Here is a 14427-nt window from a genome sequence, read left to right as displayed (position 1 = left end):
ACTATTATGTTCATGCTTGAACGTATGGATGGATTCCCACTATGGCATCATTCGGGCTGAAGGTCATCCGAGGTGTGTTTGGTGCGGCCGAACATGTCGCGCCACGCATCACCGGGCGCGCGGCTTTCGAATTGTTTTGCCGCACGCCAAGCACGCGGACGCTGACCGACGGCGAACGCCGCGCCATCGATCGCGCCGCGGCATTCATGGCCGAGGCGCGGCATCACAGGCTGAAGACCGCGACCGGCTGCGTCATGGTGCATGAATTCCGCCCGGAGCCGGGCCACGAGCCCGCCGGCACCATTCTCGTCATTCATGGCTGGCGTTCGCGCACCGAATATATGCGCGTGCTGATCGAAGGTTTTCGCGCCGCCGGCTACAAGGTGGTCTCGCTCGATCTTCCGGGCCATGGCCATTCGCAGGGCAGGCACCTGAACATGGTCAATGCCGTCGAAGCCGCGAGGGTGGCCGGCCAGTGGTTCGGACCGTTCGTGGCCGCCGTCGGCCATTCCTTCGGAGGCGCCGTTGCCGCCAATGCCATCGCCGGTTCCGTCAAGGACATCCCGCCGCTGGCGGCCGGACGTCTCGTGCTGATCGCGGCGCCAAGTTCGCTGCCGGCGATTTTCGCCGATTTCAGTCGCATGCTCAATGTCGGTCCCCGCTCGCAGGTCGCGATGGCCGATCGTGTCGAATATCTCTCCGGCCGGCCGCTGCATGAATTCACCGGCGACCGCCAGCTGGCCCAGGCGCCGGTGCCGACGCTGGTCATCCATGCTTCCGACGACCGCGAGGTGCCGGCTGAACATGCGCGACGTTATGCCGGCGCCGGCGACCATGTGCGGCTGCACTGGGCCGACGGGCTCGGCCATCGCCGCATTCTGGCCGACAAGGGCGTGGTTGAGCGCGCCGTCGGCTTCGTGACCACGCAGCGCGAGCCGTCGCGGATCCACTGATCCGCGTTCAGGCTATTTCTTCTTTTCCCCGGGCTCCACGGGCAGTCCGGCGGCCTTCCAGGCGGTGTAGCCGCCGAGGATGTGCTTGACCGGGGAGAGACCCATGTCCTGCGCAGTCTTGGTAGCCAGCGCCGAACGCCAGCCACCGGCGCAAAAGAAGACGAAGCTTTTTCCGGAAGCGAAAAAGGGCTTGTGGTAGGGGCTTTCGGGATCGATCCAGAACTCCAGCATGCCACGCGTGACATGCCTGGCGCCGGGAATTCTGCCGTCGCGCTCTATCTCGCGAGGATCGCGCAGATCGACGAAGATGGTGTCCTCGTCGTCGAGCAGCCCGGCTGCTTCCTCGGGTGACACCACCTCGATCTCGGCATTGGCCTCGTCGAGCAGCTCGCGATACCCTTTTTTCACGGACGATCCCCTCCCGGCGCTCTTTCGCCGCAGAGCGGATTTCCAGCACAACGCCAGCGCTTTGTCACGCCGTTCCGGCAAGTCCCTGCCATGCCGCCATCGCTCCGGCGACAGTCGCCATCAGCGCATCACATGAAGCGCCGTCGCGAGCCTGGATCGACATGCCGTGCTGGACCGTCGCATAGAAGGTCGCCGCTGCATCGCTGTCGAACCCCGCCGGCAATTCGCCTTCCGCAATGCCGCGTTCCAGCCGCCTGAGCAAGAGGGTGTGGTTTTCGGCGCGGCGGCGGCGCAGATCATCGCAAATGGCGCCGCTGCTTGAATCCTGGTGCAGCGCGCCAAGCGCGATCAGACAACCCTGCGGGCGGTCGTTCCGCGAATAGGCCTTGGCGGTCTGGCGCAGGAAATTCTCGATCGCCTGGCATGCCGTCGGCGCCTCATCCAGCGCGGTCCAGATCTCCGTGCCTTCGGTGCCCGTGTAATAGTCGGTCGCTTCGAGGAACAGTGCCTCCTTGCTGCCGAAGGCGGCATAGAGGCTGGGTGAACCGATGCCCATCGCCGCCGTCAGGTCGGCGATCGAGGTGCCTTCATAACCTTTGGCCCAGAACAGCTCCATTGCCCGCCGCAAGGCGGCGGTTCGATCGAAGGTGCGGGGACGGCCTCTTTCCGGCATGGCGCTCTTTTGTGTGTTGATCGATACATAATTCAGTTGACGCCGCCGGACAAGGCTGCCAGAAATTTATGTATCGATCGTTACATAAAGGAGAATGACATGTCAGCGAACGGATTGAACGGCAAGGCGGCTTTGGTCACCGCGGCAGCCGCGGTATAGGTGCCGCGATTGCAAAGCGGCTTGCGGCCGACGGCGCTGACGTCGCCATCACCTACGTGAACAGCGCGGCGCCGGCCCAGGCTGTCGTTGCCGAGATTGTCGCGGCGGGTGGGCGCGCCATTGCCATCCAAGCCGACAATCGCGACGCCGCCGCCATCGAAGGCTCGGTCACCGAGGCGATGAACGCCTTCGGCCGCCTCGACATCCTGGTCAACAGTGCCGGCATCTGGCGCGCCGCACCCATCGATACGCTGTCGCTTGCCGATTTCGACGAAACCATGTCGGTCAATCTGAGGGCGCCGTTCATTGCCTCGAAGGCGGCGGCAAGACATATGGGCGAGGGCGGCAGGATCATCTCGACCGGTAGCAATCTGGCCGAGAGGGTTACCGACACCAGCCTGGCTGCATACTCGGCCAGCAAGGCGGCGCTGGTCGGCCTGACCAAGGCATTGGCCCGCGACCTCGGGCCACGCGGCATCACCGCCAATATCGTGCATCCCGGCTCTACGGATACCGACATGAACCCTGCCGGTGGCCCGCATGCCGAACATCAACTCCAGAAGATGGCGACCCCGCGATTCGGCAAGGCGCACGATATTGCCGGCATGGTTGCTTGGCTCGCCGGCCCCGAGGGCCGTTTCGTCACCGGGGCCGCGCTGACCATCGACGGCGGCGCAAACGCCTGAAGACGCTGCGCCCCCGCGAACGGCGCGGCGATCTGGCCGCGCCGACCGTCACGATGTTGTGAAACCGTTCTGCAACAGGCCCGCCGAAATTTATGAAAGCTTAACGAAATCGGTATGAATCGGTATAGTCGCGCCTTACATCCGCCATGCGGTGAGCGGGACGGTCTAGCGTTGCGGAACGGGAACCGGTTGCGACCGGAGCGGGTGATCCATGAAATTCCTCGGTAAAAAAGCAACCGTGATGCCGCTGGTGGCGATTACGGCGACGCTGGCTTTCGGCATGCCTCAGGCAGGAGCCCAAGGGCTTTTCGACATGCTGTTCGGCGGCGGCATCAGGCATGAGCCGAAAGGCGAGTTTCCGCCTCCTCCGCCAAAGCACAAGCCGAAGGCGCCGGCCGGTGGCGGCGGCGGTGGCGGCGTGAAGATCAGCAGTCCGTCCTACTATACCTACAAGGCCGACAGACTGGTGCGGATCGACTTTTCCACGCTGGCGACCGCGCCGCAGCCGGCGACACCGCAAGACGCCGCTTTCGTTCCCTCGGCCACGGGGGCTGCCTTCCACGAAGCCATGGCCGGGCTCTCCGACTACGAACTCTATGCCGAGCCGGAGATCGCCAAGGCGCTGATCGCCTACTATTCGGCCAACCCCGATTTCATCTGGGTCAGCGGAACCAGCCCCAACAGCCGCGCGCAGGATGCCGTGCGGGTGCTTGGCGAGGCTGCGAGCTACGGGCTCGCGCCTGCCGACTATACCGTCAATGTACCAGCCGGCAGTTCGGCCTCGATAGACGACGCAGCCAAGTTGAAGGAACTCGTCCGTTTCGAGATGGCGCTGTCGGCACGCGTGTTGCGTTACGCCCATGACGCCCAGAGCGGCCGTGTCGAGCCGAACCGCATGACCGGCTACTATGATTTCCCGACCAAGCCGCTCGACTTGGCCGGCGTGCTCAAAACGCTGGCGCATACGCAGGAAGTGCGCACCTATCTCGAATCGCGCCATCCGCAGAATGCGGAGTATCAGGCACTGCGCGTCGAACTGGAATCGCTGCAGGCGAGCGCCGAGAACGAGATCGTCGTCGATCCCAAGCTGCTTTTGAAGCCTGGCGAAACCAGCCCAGAACTGCCGAAACTCCTGTCGCTGATCGCGCGCAATCTCGATGACGAGATGGGCGGCACCTATGGCGAGGTCCTGTCGCGGCTGGCAACCAGCGAAGTCTACGTTCCCGAACTGGTTCCGCTCATCAAGGCGGTGCAGGTGAAAGAAGGCATGAAGGGAGACGGCGTCATCGGACCGCGCACCGTCGCCTCGCTGGCCGGGACATCGAAGGCCGACAGGCTGCTCAAGGTCGAGGTGGCGCTGGAGGAACTGCGCTGGCTGCCTTCCGATCTCGGCAGCCCGCGTGTTTTCATCAACCAGCCGGCCTTCACCGCAAGCTACATCGACGACGGCCAGGAGAAGCTGAAGACGCGCGCCGTCGTCGGTCGGGTCACCAACCAGACCGCTTTCTTCTACGACCAGATCAAGCAGGTCGATTTCCACCCTTACTGGGGCGTGCCGCAGTCGATCATCGTCAACGAAATGCTGCCCCGGTTGCGCAACGATCCCGGCTATCTCGATCGCGCCGGTTACGAGGTGACGGACTCGCGCGGCAAGCGTATCCCTTCGTCGGCGGTGAACTGGGGCGCCTATGGTGCTAACATTCCCTACAATGTGCGCCAGCAGCCGAGCGAGGCCAACGCGCTGGGTGAGCTGAAGATCCTGTTCCCCAACAAGCACGCGATCTACATGCACGACACGCCGCAGAAATCGTTTTTCAAACAGGATATGCGTGCGCTCAGCCATGGTTGCGTGCGCCTGCAGGATCCGCGCGGGATGGCGGCGGCGGTGCTCGGCACCTCTGTCGATTATATCGCCGAGAAGCTGAAGCACGGGCACTCGACCGAGAATGTGACGCGCACGATTCCGGTCTATGTCGCCTACTTCACCGCCTGGCCCGACATGTCCGGCAAGGTCGAGTATTTCAGCGACGTCTACGATCGCGACTCACGGCTGAAGCAGGCCTTGGACGCGACCGAAGCGGTGCGCTCGCCGTCGAGCTGAGCGCTTAACGCTCCGATAGCGGGCGCCGGAAACCGGCATCGCGCCCGGCGATCAGCCAATAGACAAGCCCGGCAACCAGACCGGCGGCGGCGATGATGCCGATGTCGGCCCAGCGCTCCAGATCCACGTCCTCCGCCGCGCTCGGCCAGATCAGGAAGAAGCCGCCGGCGGCGGCCGCGGCGCCGAAAAGCATGTGGAGCAAGGCGCTGCGCAAGGAGAAGAACTCGGCGATCAGTGCGAAAATCAGCGTCTGCGGCGCGGTCACTACAATCGTCAGGAAATAGATGAACATGCCGAGCGGCGGCACCACAAAGGCCGCGATCGGCGAGACGCCCATCAGGTCGAAATAGGCCGGCGCGTTGGGCAGCGCGCTCAACGCAGCATAGATCGCCACCACGGCGATCAGGCCAACCAGTATGGCGACGAGATAGCCGGCGAGCATCATCAGGACGCGCTTCAGTATGTGCTTCGCTGTCGACATGCCCACCCCCGTGAAGCCCAGTCATTCCACAATCAGCCATCAATGGCGAAGTGACGCAAGGGGAGACGGAAGACGTCATGGCCTGGCTGGTGAAAGCCGTCGTCAGGCGCCGCCGCACAGATGCTGCGGATCCGGCAAGCAGGATCAAGGCCGGCCCAAAGAGCCAGGTTCGAACACACCCCCGCACTTGCCCAAAGGCGCGATGCTTCTTCGCGGCAAGGAGCGCGGGGAAACGAGGCGTTGTGCCGGCGGTCGGCTTACGTCTTATTTAGGTTCGGCCGTGACGGGGTCGTAGGTGATTTCGACCTTCGCCTTGTCCGCCGTGTAATAGGTGATGGTGTAGGCGCCATCTTCCCAATCGACTTCCTTGACATAGCGGAAGCCGTTGCGCTGCTCGACCTTGGCGAGGATTTCAGACAACTTCTTGGCGTTGGGGGGCGGCAGCGGTTTGTCATCGCCGGCAAAGGCCGAACCGACACCGCAAAGAAGCGCCATGCCGGCCACGAGAACCAATCTGGACATGATTTCCCTCATATTTGAACGAGAAGAAACGCCCGATGGCTGCGGTTTGTTCCGACGGAAGCAGATTACCTGACAGCTTGTGGTGGATGAAGTTCAAGCCTTCGCCGCCATGCGGCTCCCGATATCCACGGCGGTGAGGCGGTGACGCATTCCACGAAGCCTCCATCGCATGGACACCGGGCGCCCGCTTGCGAATCCCGCCGCCTCGCCAGCGGGCGGCAAAAAGAGGAAGCAAGCCTATTTCTGAGGAGGTCGAACCTCCGCCTCCTCGGCCCGGACTTCGCCCGCCGGTGACGAGCGCCCTTTGGGGTCGTCATAGAGGTTGTTTACCGCTTCGTCCTGGTGAACCTTGGCACGCCGCGAAAGCCTCCGCTGGTTTGCCAGAGCATAGATGATTATCGCAGCCAGAATGACAGGTCCGATGATTGTCAGGGCCCAAATGGCGTCAGGTCTAATCACAACAGTTCTCCTTCGCAGGCCAACACCACAGGGCTGAAAATGTTCCCGCATCAATTGACGGGCGAAGCCGCCCAGGGACCGGGCTCGACCGGCGCCGATGCCACGCTCCTGCTTCAAGCGGAGAGGATGGCCAGTTACGCGCTTCTAGCCGAAACGGCAAAAGCTCTCGAAACCGGACAAGTCGTAAAATCAAGAAAAATGGTGGGCGATGCAGGGATTGAACCTGCGACCCCACCCGTGTGAAGGGTGTGCTCTCCCGCTGAGCTAATCGCCCGCTCGTTGCCCGAAGGCCAAGCGAGCAGCGATATAAGGGAGGCATACCGATTAAGTCAAGGCGATCCCTGGCGATCTTTGAGCGATTGGATCCGCTGATTTGAAGACTGTTCGGGCGCGGTCGTTATTGGGCTGAGGCAGCGATCAGTCTGTCCGCGAGTTCCACCGTCAGCGAATCGAAATGCGAGATCACGACCGAGGGTTCGAACTCGCGCACGTGCCGGTCGGTGTAGCCGAAATCGACAGCCACGACAGGAATGCCGGCGGCCTTCGCCGTGTCGATGTCGGTCTGCGAATCACCGACCATCACGGCGCGATGCGGATCGCCGCCAGCGAGTTTGATGGTTTCGATCAGATGGCGCGGATCGGGTTTGCGGAACGCGAACGTGTCCTGTCCGGCAATTGCCGCGAAATGCCTGGTCAAGCCGAGCGCCTCGATCAGCGCCAGCGAATTGGCTTCGTATTTGTTGGTGCAGACAGCCAGGAGATAGCCGGCCTTCTCGAAGCGGGCGATCGCCTCGATCACGCCGGGGTAGGGGCGCGACTTGCCAGGAATGTTGAGGGTGTAGTGATCGAGGAACAGTTTCAGCAGCCGATCGTGTTCCTCGACCTTGAGGGATCTTTGCTGGGCGGTGTGCGCCCGTTCGATCATGACGCGGCCGCCATGGCCGACGAAGCGCTTGAAACCGGCCTCGTCGACGGCCGCGAGTTCGCTGGCGGCAAGGCTGTGGTTGAGGCTGTCGAGCAGGTCCGGCGCCGTGTCGATCAGCGTTCCATCGAGGTCGAACACGATGATCGGTCGGGTCATTGTCTGTTCCTGTGCGGATTTTGCTGTTCGGACGCGATAGCCGCTGTGGGCCGTCTAGGCAAGCATTGGTGGACGGATGGTCAAGGCCCCGTGCTCGAGGGCTTTGACCCGCCCGGCAAAAATGCTAGGAGCCCAAACACCAGTTTCCCGGGGCAGCAAGCGGCATGGATGCAAGGCAATTGAAGGTCGAGGCCGCGCGGGCGGCCCTTGCCCATGTCACCGACGGCATGCGCCTCGGCATCGGCACCGGCACAACGGCGGAAGAGTTCGTGCGGCTGCTCGCCGACAAGGTCGCCAGCGGCATGAGGGTCATCGGCGTGCCGACCTCGGAACGCACCGCGGCGCTGTGCCGCGAACTCGGCGTGCCGTTGTCGACGCTGGAGGAAACGCCCGAACTCGATCTGACCGTCGACGGCGCCGACGAGGTCGACCCGGAGCTGACATTGATCAAGGGCGGCGGCGGTGCGCTGCTGCGCGAAAAGATCGTGGCCGCGGCTTCGCAGCGTATGATCGTCATCGCCGATCGATCGAAGATGGTCGAGACACTCGGCCGGTTTCCCCTCCCCATAGAAGTCAACCAGTTCGGCCTGCGCGCGACCGAGATCGCCGTGGCCGTGGCGGCTGAAAATCTCGGCCTTTCCGGCCCGGTGACATTGAGGATGACGGGAGGCCAGCCTTTTGTTACAGACGGCGGCCATTTTATCCTCGATGCATCTTTTGGCCGCATTCCGGATACAAGAGCGCTTTCGAATGCTCTCCATGCCATTCCTGGCGTGGTCGAGCATGGTCTTTTCATCGGGCTGGCGTCAGTGGCCATCATCGCCGGCGGCGACGGTATCCAGGCCGTCCATGCCGCCCGAAAACCAGGGAGTTCTACCGATCATGATGTTGCATAACCGGGTTCGCAGCCTTTGCGCCGTTCTGGCGGCTTCAGCCGTCCTTGCTTTCTCTTCGCCGGCGTTTTCGCAGGACGTCACGGAATCGCACCTGAAGGCGGCCCGGGCGGCGGTCACGGCGATCCATGCGACCGACCCGTTCGACAACATTTTGCCGCAAGCGGCGGCCGCACTGGAATCGCAGCTCATCCAGAAGAACCCTGATATGCAGGAGCTGATCGGCAAGACGATCAACGAGAAGGCGTTGGCCATGGCCTCGCGCCGCGCGGATCTCGAGAAGGAAGCGGCTCTTGCCTATGCGAAAGTGTTTTCCGAAAAGGAACTCACCGACATCGCGACCTTCTACAGCTCCGAGTCCGGCAAGAAGCTGCTCGACAGCGGCCCGGCCGTGACGCGCGACCTCGTCAAGGCGGCCGACATCTGGCAAAACGGCGTGGCGCGCGATCTCGCCCAGCAAGTTGGCGAGACGTTGGCGGCGGCGGCGAAAGCGAAGGCGCCAGCCGCACCCGCGGATGGTGCGGCTCCGGCGGATGGCGCAGCACCCGCCGACGGGTCTGCTCCGGCGGATGGTTCGGCCCCCGCGGACGGCACGCAGAACTGATCCTGATCTGCCAATGGTCTTGCAGCCATAAAGCCCGGCTTGTCCGGGCTTTTCTTTTGATGGCTCGCGGCCTACCTGTCACTCACATTTCAGACATCCAAGGAGCCGCTTCATGGCCGGTTACGACTACGATCTCTTCGTCATCGGCGGCGGCTCCGGCGGGGTGAGGGCGGCGCGGGTCGCGGCAGCGCTTGGCAAGCGCGTCGGCATCGCCGAAGAATCCCGTTTCGGTGGCACCTGCGTCATCAGGGGCTGCGTGCCGAAGAAACTCTACGTCTACGCCTCGCAGTTTCCCGAACATTTCGCTGACGCCGCCGGCTATGGCTGGACCGTGCCGGAAGCCAGTTTCGACTGGCAGACACTGGTCGCCAGCAAGGACCGCGAGATCAGCCGGCTGGAAGCGATCTACAAGAAGAATGTCGAGGGCTCGGGCGGCGAGACCTTTCATTCGCGAGCGATGATCGTCGACCCGCACGTGGTGCTTCTCCTGGGCAAGGACCGCACCGTCACCGCCGATCAGATCCTGATCGCCACGGGCGGCCGCCCGGCGGCGCATCCGGCACTGCCCGGCCACGAACACTGCATCTTTTCCAATGAGGCCTTCGACCTCAAGGAACTGCCAAAGGCGATCATGATCGAAGGCGGTGGCTATATCGCGGTCGAGTTCGCAAACATCTTCCATGGCCTCGGCGTCGACACCACGCTGGTCTATCGCGGCAAGGAGATTCTCAGCCGCTTCGACATGGACCTGCGGCGCACGCTGCATGAGACGATGGAGAAGAAGGGGATCAAGATCCTTTGCCATGCCGTCTCCGAATCGGTCAGCAAGCGGACGGACGGACGGCTCGACGTGCGGATCACCGGGGATCAGGTGCTGACGGTAGACCAGGCGATGCTCGCCATCGGCCGCATTCCCAACACCGAGAATATGGGCCTGGAAGGCATAGGCATCGAAATGGTCACCGCGACCGGCGCGATCAAGGTCGACCGGTATTCCCGCACCAACATCGACAACATCTGGGCGATCGGCGATGTGACCAACCGCGTGCAGCTGACGCCGGTGGCGATTCACGAAGCCATGTGCTTCGTTGAAACGGTGTTCAAGAACAATCCGACCGCGCCCGACCACGATACGATCGCGACCGCCGTCTTCTCGCAACCGGAAATCGGCACGGTGGGCCTGTCGGAGGACGACGCCGTCAAACGCTTCGCCGATATCGAAATCTACCGTGCCAGCTTCCGGCCGATGCGGCACACTCTGTCGGGCCGTGACGAAAAGATGCTGATAAAGCTGGTCGTCGACGGCGCCTCGCGCAAGGTTCTCGGCGCGCACATATTGGGTCCGGATGCCGGCGAAATGGCGCAGTTGCTCGGTATTCCGCTGAAGGCGGGGCTGACCAAGGATGATTTTGATCGCACGATGGCCGTGCACCCGACCGCGGCCGAGGAACTGGTTACCATGTACAAGCCGACCTATCGGGTGAAGGACGGCGAGCGCATCTGACGTAGCCTACCGCCGCCAGCCATGGCCGGCGGCGGCAGGCGAACCATTACAGCAGCGTGCCGCGCAGGATGACCAGCGCCACCGAGAAATAGATCACCAGCCCGGTGACATCGACAAGCGTGGCCACGAACGGCGCCGATGCGCTGGCCGGATCGAAACCGATCCGTTTCAGGGCGAAGGGCAGCATCGACCCCGACAGCGAGCCGAAGGTGACGATGCCGACCAGCGCGGCACCAACCGTCGCGGCAATCAGCGGCCAGTGCGGGCCATAGTCATAAAAGCCCATATACTGCCAGAGCGCGATGCGGCAGACGCCGACCACGCCGAGCATGGCGCCGAGCACGAGACCGGTCGGCAGTTCACGCAAGGCCACCCGCCACCAGTCGCGAAGCCCGATCTCGCGCAACGCCAGCGCGCGGATGACCAGCGACGTCGCCTGTGAGCCTGAATTGCCGCCGGAGCTCATGATCAGCGGGATGAACAGCGTCAGCACGATCGCTTTCTCCAGCTCGCCCTCATAGCTTTGCATCGCATTGGCCGTCAGCATTTCGCTGATGAACAGCGCGCAGAGCCAGCCGCCACGCTTCTTGATCATGGCGAGGAAGCTCATCTTCATATATGGCTCGTCAAGGGCCTCCATGCCGCCGAAGCGATGCACGTCTTCCGTCGTCTCCTCGATCATCGTGTCGATGATGTCGTCGATGGTGACGATGCCGAGGATCTTGCCGTGGTCGACGACCGGGACGGCGAGCAGATCGTATTTGGAGATCGTCTGCGCCAGGGTCTCTCGATCGGTCAGCGGGGTGACCGTCACCGGCACGTGGTCGGGCGCCACGGACAGGATCGGGTCGTCCGGCTCACCGGTGATGAGCCGGCGCAAGCCGGTCGAGCGCACCAGGAGGTGTGTTTGCGGATCGACGATGTAGATCGCATAGACGGTCTCACGCGTCCGCTCGACCTTGCGGATGTAGTCGAGCGTACGTCCGACGGTCCAGTCCGAGGGAACGCTGACGAACTCCGTCGTCATGATCGAGGCGGCGCTGCCTTCGGGATAGCCCAGAATGGAAAGCAGCGTCGCGCGCAGCGGTGGGGCCAATGCGCCGAGCAGCTCGGAGCGTGCCGGCTCGCCGAGCTCGCGCAGAATATCGGCCGCGCGGTCGACGGACATGGCGGTGATGAGCTTGCTCGCCTTGGCGCGGGGCAGGGCCTCCGCCAGTTCGGATGCGCCTTCCAGTTCCGGCTGGTCGAAAATCTCGACCAGCCGCTCGAAAGGTACGGCGCAAAGCAGCTCCGTCGCGGTTTCACGCGATTCATGATTGAGCGCCTCGACAACGTCGGCGACGTGGTCGTTGGCAAGGATGCGGGCGATGGCGACGGCCTCGTCGTCCGCTACGGGGAAAAATTCGTTCATGGTTCACTCCTTGCCGTCCGGCAGGACATGAACCAGTCAGGTCACGTCTGGGCGGACGGCGGTTGCGTTCGACTGTGACTGTCGCCAGGCATGGCGCGGTGACCTTTCTGCTTGCGGGTTCGCTTTTGAATGGCTGCAAGCCGGCGCAACATAGGAGCGCGCCTTGCCGAGTCAATCGCTGTGAGGAAGGAAAACAGTGCCGAACGAACCTGATCGCGAGACTGTGATCAGCGTCCGCCGCTTGACGCGGCATGTCCCGGTGCCATCAGCGTTATTTCTGCTTCAGCCGGCGTGAGAAACGCGTCCATTTGTCCTCGACCGGCCTGGGCTGAGCCAGAATCGTGGTGAGTTCGAGGGGCAGGGTCGGGGCAAGCGGCTTCTTGGTGGCGACGCCGTCGGCGATCAGGACCATCGAGTGGTAGAACTCGGTCCCGGCAGCCGATCTCGGCGCCACGGCTTCGTGCATGACGCTGATAACGGTGACATCGGGGCAATTGTCCTTGATGGCCTGATGGAAGGCAATCTTGCCGTCAGGGTCGAGAGCGCCGGTCGCCTCGTCGAGGAACAGCAACCCCGGTTGCTGCAGGATGATACGAGCCACCACCAGCTTCTGCTTCTGGCCACCCGACAGGACCTGATCCCAGCTCTTGCCCTCGCGGCTTTCATTGGCCATGTGTTCGATGAAATCGCCGAGGCCGGCCTTGTGCAGCGCGGCCGCGACCTGGGCATCGCCATGGTCGCCTTCGGAGCCTGGCAGGCAAACCAGCTGCTTCAGAGACACCTGCGGCAGCTTGACCTCCTGGGCGGCATAAAAACTCTTGACGCCCTCGGGGAAGACGATGGTGCCGCGGCCATAGGGCCACAGGCCGTTGATCGCCTTGATCAGCGAGGTCTTGCCGCAACCTGATTCGCCTTTCAGGAAGGTCCATTCACCGCGCCGGAAGCGCAGATTGGCCGAACTGAGGAATGGCGTCGCATCCTCGCCCTGATGCGCCAGCTCCAGCTTCTGGATGGTCAGGCCGAACACCGGATTCTGACTGGCGTATTGGAAATCGGAGCGGCCGCTCTGGCTGTAGAACTCCTGCGGGTGCTGGACGTTCTCGATCGCGTTGGCGAGCTCCGTCACACGCTGGCTGTTGGCGCGCAGCGTGGCGATGGCGGGCATCACATGGATGAACCAAGAACACTGGCTGATGAGCTGGGCGACCATTTCGGAGCCGGTGATGTAGCCTTTATAGTCCAGGCGGCTGTGGATGAACGGAACCAGGCCTGGAGCATAGGCGACAATACGGGCGCCGACGAAATTGTAGATGAGTTCGAACGACATATAGCTGGTGTTGACGACATTCAGCCGCCCCCAGGTGCGATCGATGTCGACATAGAGCCGGTCGTGCATCCTCTTCTGCACGCCCTCGCCATGCGAGGCGGCCACATGGAAGCTGCGGCGCAGGAACGTCGTCAGTTCGCTGCGATAGCTTCCCTCGGCTTTCTGCATGCGAATATTGAGACGTTCCAGCAGGCTGCCGAGCTTGACGGCGATCCAGGTGTTGAGGGGAACGTAGATGGCAACCGCGAGAAGGGCGAGAACGGCGCTGCCATAGCTGCCAAGGAACTCCAGACCTTTGACCTCGACCGACGACTGCAGCAGATTCTGGCCGATAAAGTAGAGCGATGTCGCGAGACCCAGCACGCCCATGGCGAGCCCGATCGCGCCGCCGGTCATGTCCTTGATCGATTCCTGGATGCGCTGGTCAACATTGTCGGGCGCAACGATGCCGCCGTCCACGGAACCATGCTGGGCGTGAAAATGGGTATGGTTGCCGTCGAGCAAAGCCTGGTTGAATTGATCGTTCAGCCAACCACGCCATTTGCGGTGCAAGGTTGCCGAGACAAGATTGCGTATACCGGTAAAGCCGGCGTCCTTGAGCAGGACCAGCAGCACCAATATGCCGGCGTTGGTCAGGATTGTCTCGAGCGGGCTGGTGTTGGCGGCGTCGTGCAGGAAGGCGATGGAATTCACCAATTCGCCCGAAGCCATGGCGAACCACACGCTTGCCTTGCTGGACAGCGCGGTGAGCAGCGCGATCACCAGCGTCAGCGTCCAGGCTTCCTTCCAGCGGTCCGAAACCCAGTAGGCTCGCACGAGCCCCCAGAAATTGCGCATCGAGGATACCGGTGTCAGGTGCGACTGCCCCGCGGCGTCGCGGTGTAGTCCATCCAGTACTGACTCTTGCGATCGTCTGCCGATCCGAATCACGATCCCGCCCAAACCTTTTTTGTTTTGTTACGGATGGTAACACCAATTGATCATTTTCCATTAATTTTTAAGGCGGGCAGACAGGATTGCGTCCGTAGCCGTTGCCCTGAGGCAACATATCGAGGATTGAATTGCCAATCGAACGACTAGCAACAGTTAGAAACTATATAACTATTTCAATTATTTATGTATAGATAGCGTGACTGCGAAACATCTTCCCCAAGGGAAGCTCCGC

The 14427-nt window shown here is 62.5% G+C and carries 12 protein-coding genes, 1 tRNA gene and 1 pseudogene; 6 read left to right on the top strand and 8 right to left on the bottom strand.

The window, feature by feature from the left end:
• Positions 1 to 41: 41 nt before the first annotated feature.
• Complete coding sequence (locus LB569_RS07530) at positions 42 to 953, top strand: alpha/beta hydrolase (protein WP_224534656.1); 912 nt, start codon at positions 42 to 44, stop codon at positions 951 to 953.
• A 12-nt stretch (positions 954 to 965) separates the two neighbouring features.
• On the opposite strand, the gene LB569_RS07525 is transcribed toward LB569_RS07530, so the two are convergent.
• Positions 966 to 1361, bottom strand: a complete 396-nt coding sequence (locus LB569_RS07525; protein WP_140701252.1) for a rhodanese-like domain-containing protein — start codon at positions 1359 to 1361, stop codon at positions 966 to 968.
• A gap of 64 nt (positions 1362 to 1425) precedes the next feature.
• Positions 1426 to 2034 carry a TetR/AcrR family transcriptional regulator gene (locus tag LB569_RS07520; RefSeq protein WP_224534654.1) on the bottom strand — a complete coding sequence of 203 codons (609 nt, stop codon included), beginning with the start codon at positions 2032 to 2034 and terminating at the stop codon, positions 1426 to 1428.
• Positions 2035 to 2133: 99 nt separating this feature from the next.
• Between LB569_RS07520 and LB569_RS07515 the strand changes: the two are divergent.
• Both LB569_RS07515 and LB569_RS07510 read left to right on the top strand, forming a co-directional pair.
• Positions 2134 to 2879: pseudogene (locus LB569_RS07515) on the top strand (3-oxoacyl-ACP reductase family protein).
• 211 nt (positions 2880 to 3090) lie between these two features.
• Entirely contained in the window at positions 3091 to 4980 is a 1890-nt protein-coding gene (locus LB569_RS07510) for a murein L,D-transpeptidase (RefSeq protein ID WP_224691650.1), read from the top strand.
• A gap of 4 nt (positions 4981 to 4984) precedes the next feature.
• Here the strand turns inward: LB569_RS07510 and LB569_RS07505 are convergent, their stop codons facing one another.
• From LB569_RS07505 to LB569_RS07490, 4 genes are all read right to left on the bottom strand, one after another.
• Positions 4985 to 5461, bottom strand: a complete 477-nt coding sequence (locus tag LB569_RS07505) for a hypothetical protein (RefSeq protein ID WP_140701244.1) — start codon at positions 5459 to 5461, stop codon at positions 4985 to 4987.
• A 264-nt stretch (positions 5462 to 5725) separates the two neighbouring features.
• Entirely contained in the window at positions 5726 to 5983 is a 258-nt protein-coding gene (locus LB569_RS07500; protein ID WP_224691649.1) for a PepSY domain-containing protein, read from the bottom strand.
• A gap of 658 nt (positions 5984 to 6641) precedes the next feature.
• A tRNA-Val gene (locus LB569_RS07495) sits at positions 6642 to 6716 on the bottom strand.
• 123 nt (positions 6717 to 6839) lie between these two features.
• Positions 6840 to 7523 (bottom strand): phosphoglycolate phosphatase, encoded by a 684-nt coding sequence (locus LB569_RS07490; protein WP_224691648.1) that lies wholly within the window; start codon positions 7521 to 7523, stop codon positions 6840 to 6842.
• A 164-nt stretch (positions 7524 to 7687) separates the two neighbouring features.
• Between LB569_RS07490 and rpiA the strand changes: the two genes are divergently transcribed.
• From rpiA to gor, 3 genes are all read left to right on the top strand, one after another.
• Positions 7688 to 8419, top strand: a complete 732-nt coding sequence (rpiA, locus tag LB569_RS07485) for a ribose-5-phosphate isomerase RpiA (protein WP_140701236.1) — start codon at positions 7688 to 7690, stop codon at positions 8417 to 8419.
• Complete coding sequence (locus LB569_RS07480; RefSeq protein ID WP_140701234.1) at positions 8406 to 9020, top strand: DUF2059 domain-containing protein; 615 nt, start codon at positions 8406 to 8408, stop codon at positions 9018 to 9020. Before rpiA ends, LB569_RS07480 begins: the two co-directional genes overlap by 14 nt.
• Positions 9021 to 9132: 112 nt before the next feature.
• On the top strand, positions 9133 to 10524 hold the full coding sequence (gene gor / locus LB569_RS07475) for a glutathione-disulfide reductase (RefSeq protein ID WP_224691647.1): 1392 nt from the start codon (positions 9133 to 9135) through the stop codon (positions 10522 to 10524).
• Positions 10525 to 10570: 46 nt separating this feature from the next.
• Here gor and mgtE read toward each other — a convergent pair whose 3' ends face one another.
• Positions 10571 to 11935, bottom strand: coding sequence for a magnesium transporter (mgtE, locus tag LB569_RS07470; protein ID WP_224691646.1), 1365 nt, complete (start codon positions 11933 to 11935; stop codon positions 10571 to 10573).
• A 271-nt stretch (positions 11936 to 12206) separates the two neighbouring features.
• A complete protein-coding gene (locus LB569_RS07465) occupies positions 12207 to 14099 on the bottom strand; it encodes an ABC transporter ATP-binding protein/permease (protein ID WP_224691645.1) in 1893 nt (630 codons plus the stop codon).
• Positions 14100 to 14427: the final 328 nt, after the last annotated feature.

This window comes from Mesorhizobium sp. BH1-1-4, from assembly GCF_020165665.1.
Lineage (GTDB): Bacteria > Pseudomonadota > Alphaproteobacteria > Rhizobiales > Rhizobiaceae > Mesorhizobium.
Note: the sequence above shows the minus strand (reverse complement) of the source record. Positions and strands in the feature narration are given on the sequence as shown.